The sequence below is a fragment of the Photobacterium rosenbergii genome, assembly GCF_003026455.1.
GTDB classification, from domain to species: domain Bacteria; phylum Pseudomonadota; class Gammaproteobacteria; order Enterobacterales; family Vibrionaceae; genus Photobacterium; species Photobacterium rosenbergii.
Genome location: NZ_PYMB01000001.1, coordinates 663,295 through 682,120 on the forward strand (window position 1 = coordinate 663,295; position 18,826 = coordinate 682,120).

The 18,826-nt window shown below is 44.3% G+C and carries 15 protein-coding genes; 5 read left to right on the forward strand and 10 right to left on the reverse strand.

Features of this window, described 5'->3' with window-relative positions; genetic code table 11:
- Positions 1-60 precede the first annotated feature (60 nt).
- A complete protein-coding gene (locus C9J01_RS03225; protein ID WP_107296655.1) occupies positions 61-948 on the forward strand; it encodes a LysR family transcriptional regulator in 888 nt (295 codons plus the stop codon).
- Between the two features lie 73 nt (positions 949-1,021).
- Here C9J01_RS03225 and C9J01_RS03230 read toward each other — a convergent pair whose 3' ends face one another.
- Positions 1,022-1,324, reverse strand: a complete 303-nt coding sequence (locus tag C9J01_RS03230; protein WP_107296656.1) for a hypothetical protein — start codon at positions 1,322-1,324, stop codon at positions 1,022-1,024.
- A 316-nt stretch (positions 1,325-1,640) separates the two neighbouring features.
- Here C9J01_RS03230 and ltaE point away from each other — a divergent pair, with 316 nt between their 5' ends.
- Positions 1,641-2,648: a low-specificity L-threonine aldolase gene (ltaE, locus tag C9J01_RS03235; protein ID WP_170114881.1), complete on the forward strand. Its 1,008-nt coding sequence runs from the start codon at positions 1,641-1,643 to the stop codon at positions 2,646-2,648.
- A gap of 104 nt (positions 2,649-2,752) precedes the next feature.
- Here ltaE and C9J01_RS03240 read toward each other — a convergent pair whose 3' ends face one another.
- Positions 2,753-3,406, reverse strand: coding sequence for an acyloxyacyl hydrolase (locus C9J01_RS03240; RefSeq protein ID WP_107296658.1), 654 nt, complete (start codon positions 3,404-3,406; stop codon positions 2,753-2,755).
- 195 nt (positions 3,407-3,601) lie between these two features.
- Positions 3,602-4,990: a sodium:proton antiporter NhaD gene (nhaD, locus tag C9J01_RS03245; protein ID WP_237156895.1), complete on the reverse strand. Its 1,389-nt coding sequence runs from the start codon at positions 4,988-4,990 to the stop codon at positions 3,602-3,604.
- 303 nt (positions 4,991-5,293) lie between these two features.
- Between nhaD and C9J01_RS03250 the strand changes: the two genes are divergently transcribed.
- Both C9J01_RS03250 and C9J01_RS03255 read left to right on the forward strand, forming a co-directional pair.
- A complete protein-coding gene (locus tag C9J01_RS03250; protein WP_107296660.1) occupies positions 5,294-5,782 on the forward strand; it encodes a hypothetical protein in 489 nt (162 codons plus the stop codon).
- A gap of 163 nt (positions 5,783-5,945) precedes the next feature.
- On the forward strand, positions 5,946-7,160 hold the full coding sequence (locus C9J01_RS03255) for a D-alanyl-D-alanine carboxypeptidase family protein (protein WP_107296661.1): 1,215 nt from the start codon (positions 5,946-5,948) through the stop codon (positions 7,158-7,160).
- A gap of 67 nt (positions 7,161-7,227) precedes the next feature.
- On the opposite strand, the gene C9J01_RS29985 is transcribed toward C9J01_RS03255, so the two are convergent.
- From C9J01_RS29985 to fdhF, 5 genes are all read right to left on the reverse strand, one after another.
- Complete coding sequence (locus C9J01_RS29985; RefSeq protein ID WP_272898705.1) at positions 7,228-7,350, reverse strand: hypothetical protein; 123 nt, start codon at positions 7,348-7,350, stop codon at positions 7,228-7,230.
- A gap of 153 nt (positions 7,351-7,503) precedes the next feature.
- Entirely contained in the window at positions 7,504-9,216 is a 1,713-nt protein-coding gene (gene sgrR, locus C9J01_RS03260) for an HTH-type transcriptional regulator SgrR (protein WP_107296662.1), read from the reverse strand.
- Positions 9,217-9,456: 240 nt separating this feature from the next.
- Entirely contained in the window at positions 9,457-9,825 is a 369-nt protein-coding gene (locus tag C9J01_RS03265) for an NADH:ubiquinone oxidoreductase (protein ID WP_107296663.1), read from the reverse strand.
- Positions 9,826-10,275: 450 nt separating this feature from the next.
- Positions 10,276-11,724, reverse strand: coding sequence for a formate transporter FocA (focA, locus tag C9J01_RS03270; protein ID WP_107296664.1), 1,449 nt, complete (start codon positions 11,722-11,724; stop codon positions 10,276-10,278).
- A 378-nt stretch (positions 11,725-12,102) separates the two neighbouring features.
- Entirely contained in the window at positions 12,103-16,257 is a 4,155-nt protein-coding gene (gene fdhF, locus C9J01_RS03275) for a formate dehydrogenase subunit alpha (RefSeq protein WP_107296665.1), read from the reverse strand.
- Between the two features lie 349 nt (positions 16,258-16,606).
- On the opposite strand from fdhF, the gene C9J01_RS03280 reads away from it, so the two are divergent.
- On the forward strand, positions 16,607-17,545 hold the full coding sequence (locus C9J01_RS03280; protein ID WP_107296666.1) for a chemotaxis protein CheV: 939 nt from the start codon (positions 16,607-16,609) through the stop codon (positions 17,543-17,545).
- A 184-nt stretch (positions 17,546-17,729) separates the two neighbouring features.
- On the opposite strand, the gene C9J01_RS03285 is transcribed toward C9J01_RS03280, so the two are convergent.
- Both C9J01_RS03285 and pdsO read right to left on the reverse strand, forming a co-directional pair.
- Complete coding sequence (locus C9J01_RS03285; protein ID WP_107296667.1) at positions 17,730-17,987, reverse strand: hypothetical protein; 258 nt, start codon at positions 17,985-17,987, stop codon at positions 17,730-17,732.
- Positions 17,988-17,998: 11 nt separating this feature from the next.
- A complete protein-coding gene (pdsO, locus tag C9J01_RS03290) occupies positions 17,999-18,751 on the reverse strand; it encodes a sortase-associated OmpA-like protein PdsO (RefSeq protein WP_107296668.1) in 753 nt (250 codons plus the stop codon).
- Positions 18,752-18,826 lie beyond the last annotated feature (75 nt).

The following is an 18,826-nucleotide window of genomic DNA, read 5'->3' on the forward strand; positions in this document are numbered from 1 at the left end:
TGCTTAATCAGCAAATGATACTAATCAAAGGAGTTAATCATTTAAAGATCGCTAACTGCCATGCTAAACACCCAATGGTTACATACCTTTATTACCTTGGTTGAAGTCGGCCACTTCACGCAGACTGCAGAAAAACTGTTTATGACTCAACCTGGAGTCAGCCAACATATCAAGAAGCTCGAAGAACAAGCCGGCACGCCGCTCATCAAACGTATTGGTAAACGATTTGAGCTGACACCTGCAGGACAACAACTTTATCAATATGGTGTTAAACGGCAAGAAGATGAAAGGCAATTGTTGAGCCAATTATTAGCAGATGATCCCTTTAGTGGTGAGTGCTACGTGGCTTGTTCAGGATCACTCGCCATGTTCCTTTACCCCCACTTTCTCAGCCATCAGCAAAATTACCCTGCTATTAGTATTCATTTAGAGTCGGCACCGAACCACCGTATTATAGAAGGGATCAAGAGTAGCCAATTTGATATAGGTATCATCACTCATTCATTGGATGATCCGTATTTCGAGCAGACCCAAATAGGACAAGAGGCCCTATGCGTGGTTGTGCCTGCCAACTATCCAGATGAAGATTTAGATAAAGAGTCGCTCTACTCGTTCGGTTTTATCAACCACCCTGATGGAAAGCATTATCTCCAGCAGGTGCATTTGGCAAATTTCAGTGACAGTCACTTTGATTTCAACAAAATCACCAAATCGGGTTACATCAACCAGCTTAATCAAATCCTATTACCTGTTTCAAAAGGACTTGGCTTTACGGTGTTGCCGGAAAAGGCTGTTAGCCAGTTCAGCTACCAAGATAAGATCAAAACACTCCCGCTACCAAACACGGTTATGCAAGAGCTTTACTTATTGAGAAAACAACACCGTCCTCTTCCTAAGCGATACCAGCATATTATCGAAACAATTATCCAGTTGTTGAGTCAGGATTAAGTCCCCCATAAAAAAATCCTGCTTGAAAAAGCAGGATCAAAAGATAATTGTCACACCCAATGTAAAGCAGTCGCTATAGATCACGCATCAGAATTTCGTATTCTTCCTCTGCAAGTTCGATCAATTTGGCCAGTTCCCTTGCATCGTCACTCGACAAAGGTAAGTGCCATTGCACATCATCCTTTTGAATCTGGCTTTTACAAACAAGCTCCGTTTTCTTACCTTCAGAATAAAAATAGAGCTGATCAAATTCACCACTTAAATGGCTATTTTGCTCTAAGATGTTCACTTCAAGTTCGCCAACTGGACTTACAGTAACATCCGCATGAAGTCTTGACTCTCCAGGTAAAATGAAATGCCTATGCTCAGCCAACATATGACAGCCTCCTATCTGACTTACGCCATGATTCTCCCGCTTCAGCAAACTTACAACGTAAGGTGCTGAATAACGCTGCAAAGCAGCGCTCCCAATCTCGGTTCATCTTAAGTCTAGCTAAACCAGCAAGTGGGAAATGAAAATTCACGAAAGGATAACAATTATTCAATCATTTTTTTGCTCGGTATCAAATTTTCGCCATCCCAGAAAAATCATGGCATAGATTTCTATTCTCTTTGTTTTGTTTCTGGCAAAGTGTTATATCCCATTTAAATAAGCAATGGGCTAAACAGAATAAACCAAGGAAGTAGCCATGATAGATTTTCGTTCTGATACCGTTACCCGCCCGACACAAGCCATGCGCGATGCAATGGCTGCAGCACTAGTTGGTGATGACGTGTATGGTGACGATCCTACCGTCAATGAACTAGAACAATGGGCAGCAGAGCGTCATGGTTTTGAGAGTGCTCTATTTTGTAGCTCGGGCACACAAGCAAACTTACTGTCGCTAATGGCCCACTGTGAGCGCGGTGATGAATACCTATGCGGCCAGCAAGCACACAACTATATGTTTGAAGGTGGTGGTGCTGCCGTACTTGGCTCTATCCAGCCGCAGCCGATTGAAAACGAAAAGGATGGTACGATTCCTTTTACTAAACTTGCTGCTGCCATTAAGCCGGATGATGCACACTTCGCGCGTACCCGACTTCTGAGCCTTGAAAATACCATCAATGGCAAAGTACTCCCTTTGTCATACATGGCTGAAGCAAGGGAGTTCGTAAACCAGCATAAACTTAAACTGCACTTAGATGGCGCTCGAGTCTACAATGCTGCGGTTGCATTAGGTGTAGATATTAAAGAAATCAGCCAGTACTTTGACTCAATGACAGTATGTCTATCTAAAGGATTAGGTGCGCCTATTGGCTCTCTAGTTCTCGGTGACAAAGCCTTTATTTCACGAGTAAGACGCTGGCGTAAAGTATTAGGCGGCGGTATGCGTCAGGCAGGTATTTTAGCTGCTGCCGCTAAGATCGCATTGACTGAGCATGTAGATCGGTTAGCGGATGACCATGCTAATGCTAAAGCGCTAGCTGAAGGCCTTAATCGCGTTCCCGGTTTCAAGGTCAATACTGATGTTGTTCAAACCAACATTGTATTTACCAAAGTGGACTCGGCTATCGACCAACAAGCACTGGCTGCAAAGCTAAAAGAAAAAGACATCATCATCACCCCAGGAAATCCAATGCGACTGGTCACCCATATTGATATTACCCGTGACGACATTGATACCTTCCTTAAAGAACTGGAAATAACCCTAGCTTAATTTACCTTCTTTAAACGGCCATAAAACGAAAAGGCGCTTAATGTTGATAACATTAAGCGCCTTTATCTTCACCTAAGTGCCCCACTTATTAAGTGGTGTTAACCCTAGAATCGATAGCCAAGGCTGACAGAAGAAATACCATGTTCGACCTTGATATCACCGTCATCCATTCTGGTTGGGGCAACTAGCCTCAGGCCCAACTCCCACTTTTTGTAGTTAACGACAGTACCTAGATGCGAGTTAAAGCCAAAGCCAGATGAATCAAACTTAATTTGACTGTTGTCTGCATTCTTGAGTTTTCCATCGGCATTCAGGTAATGAACACCTGCGCCAATCTCTACCCGCCAACTCTTACACGTTGAACAGAGTTTACGATCGCCCCATTGGTAAAACAGCACAGGGGTAAAGCCCACTGAATATCCTTTATAATCGCCACCAGAGAACTGATCGTCATCGTCGTCATCATAATCTAGGTCAAAGTAACTCGCCGATAGCTCGGTGTGGTAACCCCAGCGGGTAGATTCAGTGAAAAAGTAAGGTGATTGAATAAGGCTAACAACGGGCGTAACCGAATTTGATGAGTTAAATGGAATGTCGTTAAACTCACCGTCTTTTGAAATATCAACGTTGCCAGTCGACTTAGCAATACCTAATTTAACACTAGGAACCCTGAATAAGTCTTCTAAGTTCATTGCATGGGCAACAGTTCCAGAAAAAAGCGTCAATGCGCCAACAACATAACATCCATATTTTTTCATGCGCCATTCCTATGACTACTACAGCTTTATATGTCTAGTTAAGCACGACAATTACCCAAAAAAAAGCCCAGCATTTGCTGGGCTTACATTTCATTATTCTTTAGTGACGTTCTACACACTTTCTAATTACTAACTTTTGCTTACCCGCGTGAAATTTAGTCAATTTCCATTGTTGGCAATTTATTGATGTGTCAATTAGAACAAATGACCGTTCAATAGCAGGTGACATAAAATACTGGCCACATAACCTAATGCGATAACAGGCATCCATTTCAGATGTCCAAAGAAAGTATATTTACCGTGCGCAGCCCCCATTAGAGCAACACCTGCCGCTGATCCAATCGACAACAAGCTACCACCGACACCCGCAGTCAAAGTCACCAAGAGCCAGTTCCCCAAAGACAGTTCAGGTTGCATCGTCAAAACAGCAAACATCACAGGTATATTATCGACAATCGCTGATAATATACCGACCATCACATTGGCCCACACCGGGTTCCATTGAGAATACATCACCTCAGAAACCAAGCCGAGGTAGCCTAATAGACTCAAGCCACCCACGCACATCACCACACCGTAGAAAAACAATAATGTATCCCACTCGGCATGTGATACCCGCTTAAAGACATCAAATGGCACCACTGAGCCAATACGTTTCAAGGCCTCTTCATCGTTATTCGCTATCGCCAATGCTGTTTTCTTTTCTAGCGAACGTGGCAGGGTTTTCCGAAGATAGAAACCAAAGAACTGTAAGTAGGCCAAGCCCATCATCATGCCAATAACCGGAGGGAAATGGACCCAAGCATGGAAACTGACAGCCGTTGCAATGGTCATGATAAAGAGGAATACAATACGTCTTGCACCACGCTTCAATTCGACATGTTCACTGGTTGTATTCGGCTTTGTCTTAGGTACAAAGAACGACATGATAAGTGCAGGGATCAGGTAATTCACCAGAGATGGAACAAACAAGTCGAGGAACTGGGTAAATGTTACCAAACCGGCTTGCCACACCATTAAGGTCGTAATATCACCAAAAGGACTGAATGCCCCACCAGCATTAGCGGCTACAACAATATTAATGCAGGCGATATTGATAAAGCGAAGATTACTCCCCCCCACTTTCATAACGACTGCACACATCAGCAGTGCTGTCGTCAAGTTATCGGCGATAGGTGAAATAACAAAAGATAATAAACCGGTAAGCCAAAACAAACTTCTAAAATTAAACCCTTTGCTTACCATCCAGGCCTGCAAAGAATCAAACAACCGGCGTTCTTCCATCGCACTGATGTATGTCATCGCGACTAACAAAAACAACAATAGCTCTGCATATTCCAATAAATTATGTTCTAGTGCCGATTTCGCTAGCTCTATTTGGCCTTGTTGCTGGAAAACGAAGCCAATCATTAACCAAATAATACCTGCCGCCAACAGCACCGGCTTCGACTTTCTCAATTGTAGATACTCTTCACCCATGACTAAGCAATAGGCAAGACCAAAAATGACCAGTGAGGCATAACCGACTGTTGATTGGGTAAGGTCTGTACCCGGAACCACTGCTAAAGCACTGCTTGATGCCATCAGGGCTGCAGCAATGCCCCCGAAAAACATGCTTCCTCGTAACAGTTTCATTCGCAACTCAACTCCCTGAGTGATTTATCTAGCGATAGTCTACACATTCCTTGAAGACATTTACGTGAACCAATCCAATATGTTAGCAAATATTACAACAGACAATTAACATCAAAAGAACATGCGTAAATTGAGTTATTTGTCAGTATTATTTTGCATGCACTCCATCACATTTTCTTGCTACCACCATTGCTTTTAACCATTTTGACTAAATTAGTAGAGATGTATTGGAAGGAAATAGGATTCGATCAGATGAATGACATTGAGAACAAACACAACGTTGATTGTTGGTTGAAAAGCGTCAGCAAACTAGATTTAAAATTAAAGAGTGATATTAACCCAGCAATCCAGCTACTCAATGGCGCACCACAAGTGATCTTTGGTCCTGTCATTACCGAAAGTCAAAACGAGGACATTGCCTATTGGCTAGAACTCTGCCAACAACTAGTGAACTTCTACCAAAATAACGGTGATTATGAGCTTGCTTTTCGTTACAAACAGTTTTGTTACAGCAAACTACAGGCACTGGCGATAGCGCCGCAACAGGATGAGGCAATCAAGCGATGGTGCATTAAAAAGCTCGAAATAATGATCATCAACATGCTGGAATACTGCCAACAACAACCAACGGTAGTTTGGCAAAATGAAAGTCAGCAACTCATCGATGCCCATGTTCATTATATGCAGTCAATGAACCACCAAAATTTATCGTTAGGTTCGGTCTTCGTAGCGCCACAATGATCTTTTCATACCCTAATATATTGTTATAAAAAATATTTATATTAATCTCAGCCATGAGACACCTAGTGAATTATCTCGCGCATTTAGCATCAAATTTATTCTTGTCTGTATTTTTTTACTATGCTGAAAAGTGCAACGATGCAGCAAACACGGGGTTATTCCAATGACATTTCCAACCTTAGCGAAAGCTTGCCGTAGACTGGCAATAAGTGCTTTTTCGTTGGTGATCGCTACTCACAGTTATGCAGATTACCTGCCTACACCACCCGAAGTTGCCGCCCAGTCTTGGGTTTTGATGAGCTACGACACTGGACAGGTCATTGTTGGTGAAAACATCAATGCGCCCCATGCGCCTGCCAGTCTAGTGAAAATTATGACCAGCTATGTGGTTGGAAAAGAGATTCAATCTGGCCATATCACGGCAGAAGATATGGTGGTGATCAGCGAAAATGCTTGGGGTAAAAAGTTCCCCGGTTCATCTAAAATGTTTCTCAACGTAGGCGATCAGGTCACGGTCGATGATCTCAATCGGGGCGTCATTATCTCGTCAGGCAATGATGCAACGGTTGCCCTCGCCGAACATGTAGCAGGTCACCAGTCTGCATTCATTGAAATGATGAACAAGTATGCTGATACAGTTGGCATGCAGGACACTTATTTTACCAACCCCCATGGGCTTGATTCAGCAGACCAACAGACTACAGCCTATGATATGGCACTGCTGACAAAAGCATTAATTGCTGATTTGCCTGATATGTACCCGCTATTCAAAGAAAAGTCCTTTACCTTTGGCAAAATTAAGCAAGGTAATCGAAATGCCCTGTTATGGGATACCACGATCAATGTAGATGGGGTAAAAACCGGCTATACCAAACAAGCGGGTTATAGCCTTGTCTCTTCAGCAGAGCAAAATGGCCAGCGTTTGATTGCAGTTGTACTTGGAACAAAAAGCGCCAATGTTCGCCGCACTGAAAGCAAAAAGCTGTTAACTTGGGGATTTCGTTTCTATCAAGATATCGATCCAAACTTTAGTAGTAATGAACTCGTTCCTTTACGCGTTTGGTACGGCAGTCCATCCACGATAGATGTTGAAGTTGCCTCGGGTGGCAAAGTCACTATTCCCCGTAGGCAAAGAAAGAACGTTGAATATAGCATTCATTACGAAAACCTTGAGGCGCCAATCACTCAGGGGCAAGAAGTCGGTAAGGTCGTGTGGTATATACAAGACGAAGTTATCGCAGAGCAACCCTTACTTTCAAAGGGAGCGGTTGAAGAAGCACCGTGGTACAAGTCGATGTTTGATGTTGTTTGGCGACCTATCAATCAATGGTTCAGTGACCAAAATGAAGCATTAAAAGCCTCGGTAAATCAAACCTAGATCGATGAATGAATTACTGAATAAACAGAGAACAAGCTCCGGCCTGTTCTCTGTTTTTTAATTCGGTTTACTCATATTCATCTTCAAGATCTTCAGATTCAAACCAGTCATCGAATTCTATCTCATCCTGATTCTCGTCCCACAGATCGTGTTCGTTAAGCTCAATATCATTCGGATCAAACTCAAACATTGTGACTCTCCATGCTAGTAATAACTATACCGTGCCACTTAATGCCGGAACATAAGTGACAAGGCATGGCTATTTTGTAATCAGTCAGGATGTCAGAACGATGAATAAAAAGTGTTAGATATATTAAGATTCAACAGAGAGATAAATACCTGATTAGATTCCGGTATCTTCAAGATCAGGCTTCATCCAAACGGATTTGAAATCAAACCAGCCCATTGAATTAGACTGCATCCCCTGCACTGCCCCAGTATCATCTACCCCTAGCCAGTTATGAAACAATGGCATTACCTGACCAAACTCAACTAACTTTGCGCCGAGGTCTTGGCAGGGTGATGCTTGTTCTGGGTCTGCACGCCACCTCATCACTTCCTGTTCGAGAAGTTGGAACTCATCTGTTGGCATTGCTCTGGCAATATGGTCAAAGTTAAAGAACCAAGATAGCAGGGCATCGTCCCGGTAATTCATTAGGCTCATCCCCCCTAGCCAGAAATCAATTTTCTGGCTATGTTTGCCCAGCGCAATCTCTGTCGTCGTGAGTTCAAGCATACGTAACTTGATACCGTCTTCAGCCAAAATCTCTTGGATGGCCTTGGCAACATGAGGATAAACGGGATGCTGGCAGGCAAAAGCAATCGTCACAATACGCTTGGAAGGAGGAGTCTGGACAGGTATAGAGTGCAGCGGGACATGTGTCCACCCCGGCAAGATGCCATAAGCATTGGTCAGACGGAAATCACCGATTTGATCTTTATTCAAACGCTGTAGCAGTTGCAGTGCAGTTAAGCGCCCTTTCAGATAATTTAACCACTCAGGATCAGCCGGTAGCCCACTGGTGCGGTTAAATAGCAAGAAGTTACACCCCTCATCGAGTTTCAAACGCGTTGAGACACTGACTCCCCCCAGTTGGCTCGCATCAGTGGCTGGTTGAAGATAACAAGATGCCACTTCAGACAGCATCCAAATATCGACGACATCAATCAAAGCCCTAAAGCCAAAATACTGATCTGACGCTTCCAGCTTGAATCGCTTACTGTCATTCTGGATCACTTTATATGGGCCAGTGCCTACAGGGAAAAGGACATTAGGGTTGCTCATATCAGCATCAGCGGGCTGGACCATGGCTATCAAGTTGGTGAGCAAATCAGGAAAGCGATGATCATCTGATGCTAAATAGAAATCGATGGTGTGATTAAAAGGCGCCTGAATTTCGTTAATATGATTAAACAACCGGTGCTGCTTGACCTGATTGAAAGTGGCAATAATATCTTCGCTACTTAATATCCGGCCATCATGGAAACGGACTGATGGCCTGATGTAAAAACGCCAATGACGAGGAGTCAGTGCCTCCCAATGGTGGGCTAAATCACCTTCTACTTCCTCTTTTTCCTCGTTTATTCTAGTGAGGCCATTAAACACTTGTCGTACCAAATGTTGCTCTGATCGTCGCAATGGTTGCAGCGGATTAAGGTTACTAAACGCGCGATAATATGGCAGTCGCACAATCTGTTTACCGTGTGCGGTTGTATGGCCTAATTGTTCCTGAATGATCTGGGCCAGTTTGTCAGCATTGTGCTCTAAGGCCTCCAACGCCGGTTCTAACTTCCCCTCTGCTACCAACTTTCTTGCATGCATTAGCTGCAATTCACTGTCGGTACTACAGAAAGTCAATCTTGATTGCTTACCTCGACCAACGGCAGGCTCCCAGTTAATCCAACCTTTATCGACCATTTTATTAATGACCATACGCACGTTGCGGCGAGTACAAAACAGTACTTCGGCAATATCTTGAAGGTTAGTATCGGCATCTTGGCCAGAGAAGTGATTGTATAAACGTTGAAATTGGACTTTAAGACGTTGACCGCTCATAAAAGAGGAACCTATTTATTTTGCTTCTTCTGTTTTAGGTTTCCTATTTTAGCGTAAAAATAACCAAGTACCCAAGAGGTACATGGCGGCATAGGACTAGTTATTTATCTACTTTGTAGACACCCCCAAGAATAGCTCCTGAGTGTATCTATGCCGCCTCTTCTATTTTCAATTTCATTATCCATTTGTAACAGGCACAAAAAAACGGGCAAATAGCCCGTTTTTTCTTTAATGCGTTTATTAAGCAGCTTTTGCAGTGAGTGTTGCGGATGTACGAGACATCTGGAATTCACGTAGCTTGGCATACAAGTAGGTCACAACAATAGAGAAGAACAAGTACGACAGTGAGAAAACGAATGGAGAATTAATAAGATTAGACTCAAGTCCCCACATTACACCGGCGATTGTTACACCTATTTTTGCCATCAGCCCCATAAGAAGCATCAGCAATGCAAGTTGTGGATATCGAGTTGAACAGCGGAAAGCTAACCAATAGCCCGCGCCGACAGCCACCGAGGCAACTCCAAAACCGACTAGAAAGGAGTGAAAATGTTCACCAGATAGAACACCAGCAACGGCAGACAACAAAAAAATCAAACCGAACTTCATAGACACCTCTTTGAGAAAGTTAGAATTGCGTCCTTTCAATGTGCTTTAAGCTAATACGAGCATTTTCCCACTTTCCGATCAAAATGCATACACCCTGACGCTCTGTAGCACACAGCTTTTCTCCCTAACTTTCATTATTTTACATTTTGTAACACCCTAAATATCTACCGTGTATAAGTTTACCATTCATTTGTTAATAATGTGTAACCAAGCCTTAAAAATGTAAGAAATAGTGTCGAAGAGCCTTTTTTCGCTGAATACATCTAAGTTACCACCGCTTAATGGTGAAATCTTAGTATTCAATTTCATCAGATAACCTGTGCGCGACATTAAATATGGAATTTAATCTTTCAGTTATGTGACATTCCATTTTGTGACGGATATAAAAAAACACCCAGTAAAACTGGGTGTTTTTAACAATCACAAATTTCACACATCTAATGGTTATAATTATGCGATCTCAAGCTTCTTCACTTCTGTCAATGCGACATCGTGGTAAACCTTGCGCAATTCTGCCATTAGGCCATCGCGTGTTATCACCCCGACAAACTGACCATCTTGCAGCACAGGTAGAACACGGGGCTTACTGGCTTTCAATGCTTTTACGCGCTGATCTAGTGATAAAGACGTCGCACTGGTTGCTATTCCCATATCAGAACTTGGGTAAAGCATGTCTTTATCAATACACATGTATTCAACCAAATCGACCAGACGATCATTGATATCTACAGCAACGACTTCGCTGCTCATCAAATCGACCACTTTGGTTTCTTTGGCTGGTTGATAATCCTTGTACCAAAGCTCTTTCATTACATCGAACATCGATAAGAATCCAATCAGACGCCCATTGACATCACAGACAGGAGCGCCTGAAAGTTGATGCTCTGTCATTAAATCTACGGCTTGTGGCACAGTTAGATCAGCGGATAATGTAAGTGGATGTGAATCGACCAAGTCCTTTACTGTTACATGTGAGAGCATGTCCACCTCCTTGGCAGTCGAGAGTTCTACACTTTGGGAAATTGATGTCACGTTGGTCGCTTTAAGTTGCGGGCGACGGAAAATACACCAATTAGCAAGCCCAACCAATACTGCCCCACCGACGATGTTGCCAAGCGTAACAGGTATCAGGTTCGCAAATAGAAAGTTGTTGATATTCAGGTCACTATACTGCTGTGGTGTGCTACCGACCATTTGCCAGAATTGATCCGGTGCGAAGTTTTGAATCACAATACCAAGCGGCACCATAAACATGTTGGCTACGGAGTGTTCAAACCCACTTGAGACGAACATGGAAACAGGCAATATCATCAACACCGCTTTGGTTAATGCGTTTGCTGAACTGAAAGTCATCCAAATAGCTAAACAAACCAGTAAGTTACACAGAACACCCAAAGTGAATGCCTGAATAGGCGTATGATGAAGCTTGTGCTGAGCAATATTAAGGGCATTAAGGCCCCACTGACCATGGTTCAGTAGAAACATACCGCCACCAGTGATGAGCATAAGCATGAACATGGCACCGAAAAAGTTACCGATATAGACCTTGCCCCAAATCGATAACATTTTCTTTAATGTGATCTGCCGGTTTGCCCACGAAATACTGGAAAGTACCGAGCTTGTGAATAATTCACCGCCACAGAGCACAATGAGAATCAGCCCCATACTGAAAACCATGCCACCGACTAACCGGCTCAGGCCCCATCCAGCAGAAGCACTCCCTGTTGTTACAGTGATATAAAATACGAAAGCCAACCCGATAAATGCGCCAGCCATCATCGCTAATCCCAGCGTCATGCTGCTGGTCTTCTTTGCTTTGCTAAGAGCAAACTTCTCCGCTTCCGCCATCATTTCCATCGGCGAAAACAGTTGATTATTGCTGGTATCTCCGTAACTCATGCTTACCCCAAGTGTTACGCATCTTTATCCACAAAAATGTTCCCATCGGTTAGAGCGGTAAGCTCAATCTGGCAGGTCAAAGAGTGAATAAATGCGTGAATAAAAAAAACTGATAGCATTATAATGCCAAACAAATTTTTCTTATATTAAATATTTGCAATGTATGATTACAATTTCGCATGGAGCAGCAATGATTTGTAACGTTTATGAAAGATCTCTTATTGCAAGAGAGGGATGTAGTGAATCAAGCTAAACGATTAGAATATGATACTCTTATCACATGCATTTTTTGTGACACATATCACCCTTTGATTTTCACAAGCAAAAAAAAGCACCCATAAAAATGAGTGCTTTTCAATTCTGTTATGTGGTAATGGCTTACTCGACAAGCTCTAACGCTTTCTCAACCCTTACTGCTGCGACCTTGAACTCAGGGATCTTGGCGTATGGGTCTGTGGCTGTAACCGTCAGTTTGTTTGCCGCTGATTCCGCAAAGTGGAATGGCACGAAGACAACATTTGGTTGAATTCGCTTAGTGACAAATGCCGGTGCATTAATCGAACCACGTCGGGTTGATAGAGTCAGCATCTCGCCATTTGACACACCTAACCGCTCTGCATCAAATACAGAAATCATCACCCTTGGGCCTGCAAGATTATCCAAGCCTTTGGTTTTACGTGTCATGGTTCCGGTATGGAACTGCTCCAACAAACGGCCCGTTGAAAGCACCATAGGATACTCGTCATCCGGAAGCTCAGCGGCATACAAGAAAGGTATGGCAGCCATTTCTGCTTTTTCACCACGGACAAATTTCTCTTGGTGCATCACACGGGTACCAGGATGGTTTTCATCACGGCACGGCCATTGCAGGCCATCTTTACCTACGCGGTCCCAAGTGATACCGGCATATTGCGGTGTTAGCGCATTAATCTCGGCAGTAATGTCCTCAACCGACTGGTATGCCCAATCACTGCCCATGGCATTAGCGATATTTTGGATAATCTGCCAATCTTCCATTGCCTGCCCCGGCGCTTTAACTGCTGGGTTCAAGCGCTGAACACGACGTTCGGTATTAGTAAAGTGACCCGCTTTCTCTGCAAATGAATAAGCAGGGAGTACGACATCTGCCAGCTGCGCAGTTTCTGTCATGAAGATATCCTGCACCACCAAGAAGTCGAGCTTATCAATACCTTCCAGCACGTGCTTCTGATCTGGGTCACTCAGTACCGGGTTCTCACCCATTACGTACAAGCCGCGTACTTCCCTCTTACAGGCTGCATCGATGATCTCAGTCAGTGTCAAACCAAGTTCAGCAGACAAGTCTGGGCGATCCCATGCTTTGGCAAACTTGGCATGTGCTTCTTTGTTGGTCACCTTCTGATAGCCAGGGAAATCCCAAGGCAGTGCACCCATGTCACAAGCACCTTGAACATTCGACTGACCACGAAGTGGGTTGATACCGCCACCCTCAATACCAATGTTGCCACACAACAATTGCAGGTTAGCAATTGAACGCACGTTATCGTGGCCTGTTGTATGCTGGGTGATACCCATTGAATAGTAAATCGCAGTGCGTTTAGCTGTACCGATTGCCTCTGCCAGCTTGATCAAATCTGCTTGCTTAACACCAGTAACCAGCTCGACTTTATCAGGTGCGTAAGCGTCACTCATAACCTCAGCTTTAAGGTTTTCATAACCCTCGACACGCTGTTCGATGTAGCTCTGATCTTGCCAACCATTCTTGATGATTTGCTGCATGATACCGTTGAGCAACATCACGTCTGTACCTGGGCGGTGTGCAACATAGAGCTCAGCATGGTCTGCAATATCCACTTTCTTCGGATCAGCGACGACCAGACGAGCAGAACCCTTGCGAAGCACTTGCTTGATGTGCGAGGCAATAATTGGGTGAGCTGACGTCGTGTCTGAACCAATAATGAAGATCAGATCAGAGTGGGCAATACTCGGAATATCGTTAGTCATAGCACCACTACCCAGTGATGCTTCAAGGCCGGTCACTGTTGTGGAGTGACACAAACGAGCACAGTGGTCGACGTTGTTGGTACCAAATTCACGGCGGATGAATTTCTGGAAAGCGAAGTTATCTTCATTGGTGGTTTTCGCTGAAGAGAAACCAGCCAGTGCATTACCGCCGGACTCTTTCTTAATAGAAGAGAACTTATCGGCAATGAGTGAAATCGCTTCTTCCCAACTTGCCGGTTGCAGTTCGCCGTCCTTACGGATCAACGGTTGGCTCAGGCGCTCTTCGCTTTGGACAAAGTCAAAGCCAAAACGCCCTTTCACACACAGCATGCCTTGGTTCACTGGTGAATCTTTCGCACCTTGTACGTAGCGGATCTTATCAGTCAGTTCATCCACATACATAGTGACCTTACAGCCCACACCACAGTAGGTACAAATTGTATCTACCGGCTTGAGCATTTCGATACGGCCCTGAGACTTATCACGGGCATCTGTTAATGCGCCCGTAGGACATACCTGTACACAAGCACCACACTGCACACAGTTGGAGTCGCCCATGTTGTAGCCATTTTCAAAGCCTGGACGGCATTCCGGACGTTTGGCGCTGTTGCCCGCATCGTCCTTCATGAAACTAAGTACACCGTGAACGGCTTTGTTATTACAGGTGTCGACACATTGGCCACAGCTGATACAACGGTTAGCATCGAAGACGATAAATTCAGAGCTGTCATCGACAGCAAACTTCTGGCAGCTGGACATATCCAACTCGTCTTTGTCGACCTTATATTCAGTCGCAAAGTCACGCAGTTTACAGTCTGTATTCGCCTGACAACCACACTCAAGACAGCGTGCAGCTTCACGCATAGCTTCTTCATTGATGAAACCGGTCTCGACCTCAGCAAAGTTCAACTGGCGCTGTTCACTGGTCAGCTCAGGCATGATCGAACGCATGGCCTTTTGGATCCCTTCAAATTGCTTAGGATCCACATCTTTAACCTTGGCGGCCTTCTGCGAGTTGTATGGCTTAACAGGAATATGCTCCATGTCGCCATTGAAGAAACGATCGATAGCTTCTGCAGCAACACGGCCATCAGCAACGGCTTCAATAGCGGTCGCAGGACCACGGCGGAAGTCACCAATGCTGAAGATGTTTTCCACACCAGAGTGCATGGTGTCGTCATTTGACTCTAGGGTGAGCCAGCGTGTAACAGGTAGTTCAATTGAGTCATTGTCTAGGAAAGACAGATCTGGCTTTTGCGATACCGCAGAAATCACAGTATCAAAATGCTCGACAAAGTACTCACCAGTGGCTTCTGGACGGCGGCGGCCAGATGCATCCGGCTCTCCCAGAGCCATTTTTTCCAGTTTAATTTCTGTCACTCGGCCATTGCTATCAGCAATGTTTTCAACCGGGTTGGTCAGGAAGTGGAACTTCACCCCTTCATGCTCAGCTTCAACAATTTCATAATCTTCGGCTGGCATTTCGTCACGAGTACGACGGTAAATAAGTGTGGTATCCGCACCAGCACGTACAGCGGTACGCGCACAGTCAATCGCGGTATTACCACCACCAATAACCGCTACTTTCTTACCTGTGGTGTAGTTTTGCGTCGTGACATAATCTTTCAGGTAATCGACACCTAGGTAGCAACCGTCTTGATCACTACCCGGGTAGTTCATTTCAACCGCTTGTGATGCACCTACCGCCAAGCAAACAGCGTCATACTGTGTAGTCAACTCAGACAACAAGAAGTCTTTACCTAGCTTGGTGTTAGTTTCTACCTTCATACCATTACGGCAAATAAGCTCAATTTCTTTATCAAGAATCGCTTTTGGTAGGCGGTACTCGGGAATACCATAACGCAGCCAACCACCCGCTTTTGGCATCGACTCAAAAACGGTGACGTTGTAACCCTCATTGCTAAGGTAGTAACCACAACTCAAACCACCCGGACCACTACCGATAATGGCAACGTTCTTACCCTTGTCAGCTTTACGCAGTGGCACATATTGCTCTTGGGCTTCAAGATCAATATCTGCAGCGTGACGCTTCAATTGGCGGATTGCGATAGGCTCATCGACAATACCACGGCGACATTCAGTCTCACAGAATGCAGGACAAACACGACCGATAGATAACGGCATCGGTAAGGTGCGTTTGATCACCTCTACCGCTTTCTGATGGTCGTTTTGAGAAATATGGTAAAGATAGGACTGAATATCGACACCAGCAGGACATGCAGTTTGGCAAGGCGCCTCACAGTCTGCATAGTGGTCTGACATAATACGGTTTAGTGATTGGCGACGGCGCTCAGAAAGTTCTTCACTTTGCGTGCTGATCACCATTTCAGGTTTAGCTGTCACTTCACATGCACGCTGAATGCCTTGGCCTTCAATATCAACCACACACAAATCGCATGGTACTTTTTCACCGTTTTTGTTTAGCCCACATAAAGATGGGATTTCAATCTCGAACTGTTGAGCGAGCTCAAGAATTGACAATTGACCGTCAGTAGCCAGAACCTGACCGTCTATCGTGACATTACTCATAGTTGCCTCTTTGCTGTTGCTGGCACTGTGCCTTTATTATGAGTTTCATAGGCTCTTTAAATAGCTAACTTCTTATTCATAGGGAGAAGCAGCACAGCGCTCAGGATGATAACCAGTAGTTTTATATTGGGTTTAGTCGATCATCTTTTTTAGTTATTAGGTCAGCCTATCTCCCTGTAGAATCAAATTCTTTGATTTGAAACATTTCGGGTATTTATTTTGTAAATTATTTAATGAGATCGGATCTGTTCTAGCTTTTTATTGCTTTCAATAACACTGACTTAGACAAGAGCATGGCAGTGAGATAATATATTGATAAATTTAATATTACTGATTCCTTGCACGTTTAATGACCAATATTCTCGACTCTGTTGACCAACGTACAAATCTTGTTGGTGAAAACCGCTTAGAGCTACTCATCTTCCGGCTCCACACTTCACAGTTGTTCGCCATTAATGTGTTCAAGGTAAAAGAAGTCGTTAAACTGCCCAGGTTGAACAAATTACCGGGCTCTCACCCCAATATCAGTGGTGTTGCCAATATTCGAGGTGCATCAATTCCTGTCATCGATTTGCGCAGGGCGATTGGCATGAGGACTGGTGATTACGAGGAAGAAAGTAATATCATCATTACAGAATACAACCGTTCGGTGCAGGCCTTCTTAGTGGGCCAAGTAATGAACATTATGAACATGACCTGGCAGGATATTCAGCCGCCTCCAAGTCAGGTTGGCAAAAATAACTACCTGACAGCCATAACAAAAATCAAGAAAGATACAGTGGATCGCCTTGTCAGCATCATTGATGTTGAAAAAGTGCTGGCAGAAATCGTTGATTACGACACACAAATTTCGCAGGAAGTTCTCGATGTTTCGCTGATTAATCACTTTCAGGGTCGAAGAGTTTTGATCGTCGATGACTCATCCACAGCTCGTGCGCAAATAAGGGAAACCTTGTCACAACTAGGATTAGAAATCATTGAAGCCCATAACGGTTTACAGGCGTTTAATTTGCTGAGAAGTTGGTGTGATAAAGGCCTCAACCTCAATGAAGAACTGCTTATGATGTTCACCGATGCAGAAATGCCTGAAATGGATGGCTACAAGCTGACCCATGAAATTCGTAACGACCCAAGAATGCGAGACTTACATATTGCTTTGAATACCTCGTTGAGCGGCAATTTCAATGAGGCGATGGTAAAAAAAGTAGGATGTGACCGTTTTATCTCTAAATTCCAGCCCGACCTTTTGGTCGAAGTGGTTCAAGACAGGCTAAAGCAGATCCTTTAACCACATAAACTCGCCCTCAAGTGTTCATCTTCACTTAAGGGCGAGCGTTTATGCCACATATCATTACTATCTCCGGTTCCGTTTCCTCCTTTACTGTTTCAGCTAATTAATTAGCAATAGATAAGGCTAAAGTGAAGCAGTGAGACTTTGAGGAACAGTTCATACCAAACGATGCTATCCATCATTACTGCCCTACCCTTTGTGACTGAATCAGCGCACTATCAGCTTTATTTGGTAACAGGTGTATGTGTTGCTCAGTATCAACTGCCTGCCAGTTTTCATCCCAGGCATAAAGGGTATCGCCATCCACAATGTCTATTTTTTGGGCGGTAATATCATCTGCCCTAACCGTTAATTGCATGGTAAGCAAAAGCGTTATCAGGAAGGAAAGCACCCAGCTCGGTGCCTCCTCTTTGACGTTCATTTTCTGTTGTTCCGTCATTCACTTACCCCTTAGTGACTTTTGGCCGTGCTGACATTGTCATTTGAGCTGCGTAAGGTCACCCGACGATCGAAGAAGTCACCTTCGAAGTTTTGTTCATGCTTAAGCGGCTCTTGGTCACCATAAGCACTTGCAAAAAGCTGCACGCTCTCGACACCTTGTGACTCCAGATAATTTCGGACGGCTTCAACTCGAAGCTCTGAAAGCGCAAGGTTTCGTTCACTGCTGCCTCGGCGGTCAGAGTAACCCGATAGTTCCCAGCGGATATCTGGCGCTTGCTTCATGATTTCAGCGATTTCATCGAGTTGGACTTTGAAAAGAGGCTCGATCTCGGCAGAACCTGTTCTGAAATGAACATTCATTTCTAACGCCAGATCAAGTTGACGATCTTGATGGTTTAGCAAGTCATATTTATCTTGTTCGAGACGGGCAATCTCGATTTGGGCTTGGTTGTACTTACGGCTGATGCGTTCTAGTTCGGTATTACGGGCGACCAACTCACCCAATTCTGCGTCTTGCGCTTTAATTTGTTCGTCTTGGCCGACCGCAGTTCCAACAATGCCACCAACCATTGCACCAACAACCGCACCGACCGGGCCACCAACAATGGCACCAAAGGCTGCACCTGAGCCCAAACCAATTAGCTGTTCTTGCTCACCCACTTTGTAGCTATCTTCCATGTTGTCATTGGCGGTTGCGATTGGTGAAACCAAAGATGCTACAAGCGTTGTTGCGATTAGTGTTGAGATAAGCTGCTTTTTCATTTTGATGTCCTCATCAAGTGTCTTGTTTGCGACTCATGGTTTGTGTCGCTGTTTCGTTTTGATGAGGTTATTAAA

Excerpts from the sequence above, each read along its gene's own strand:
- C9J01_RS03250 (WP_107296660.1), top strand. The coding sequence starts at position 5,294 with ATGAATGACATTGAGAACAAACACAACGTTGATTGTTGGTTGAAAAGC.
- C9J01_RS03280 (WP_107296666.1), top strand. The coding sequence starts at position 16,607 with ATGACCAATATTCTCGACTCTGTTGACCAACGTACAAATCTTGTTGGT.
- nhaD (WP_237156895.1), bottom strand. The coding sequence starts at position 4,990 with ATGGCATCAAGCAGTGCTTTAGCAGTGGTTCCGGGTACAGACCTTACC.
- fdhF (WP_107296665.1), bottom strand. The coding sequence starts at position 16,257 with ATGAGTAATGTCACGATAGACGGTCAGGTTCTGGCTACTGACGGTCAA.
- C9J01_RS03240 (WP_107296658.1), bottom strand. The coding sequence starts at position 3,406 with ATGAAAAAATATGGATGTTATGTTGTTGGCGCATTGACGCTTTTTTCT.
- pdsO (WP_107296668.1), bottom strand. The coding sequence starts at position 18,751 with ATGAAAAAGCAGCTTATCTCAACACTAATCGCAACAACGCTTGTAGCA.
- C9J01_RS03230 (WP_107296656.1), bottom strand. The coding sequence starts at position 1,324 with ATGTTGGCTGAGCATAGGCATTTCATTTTACCTGGAGAGTCAAGACTT.
- focA (WP_107296664.1), bottom strand. The coding sequence starts at position 11,724 with ATGAGTTACGGAGATACCAGCAATAATCAACTGTTTTCGCCGATGGAA.
- C9J01_RS03255 (WP_107296661.1), top strand. The coding sequence starts at position 5,946 with ATGACATTTCCAACCTTAGCGAAAGCTTGCCGTAGACTGGCAATAAGT.
- C9J01_RS03285 (WP_107296667.1), bottom strand. The coding sequence starts at position 17,987 with ATGACGGAACAACAGAAAATGAACGTCAAAGAGGAGGCACCGAGCTGG.
- sgrR (WP_107296662.1), bottom strand. The coding sequence starts at position 9,216 with ATGAGCGGTCAACGTCTTAAAGTCCAATTTCAACGTTTATACAATCAC.
- C9J01_RS03265 (WP_107296663.1), bottom strand. The coding sequence starts at position 9,825 with ATGAAGTTCGGTTTGATTTTTTTGTTGTCTGCCGTTGCTGGTGTTCTA.
- C9J01_RS03225 (WP_107296655.1), top strand. The coding sequence starts at position 61 with ATGCTAAACACCCAATGGTTACATACCTTTATTACCTTGGTTGAAGTC.
- C9J01_RS29985 (WP_272898705.1), bottom strand. The coding sequence starts at position 7,350 with ATGTTTGAGTTTGATCCGAATGATATTGAGCTTAACGAACACGATCTG.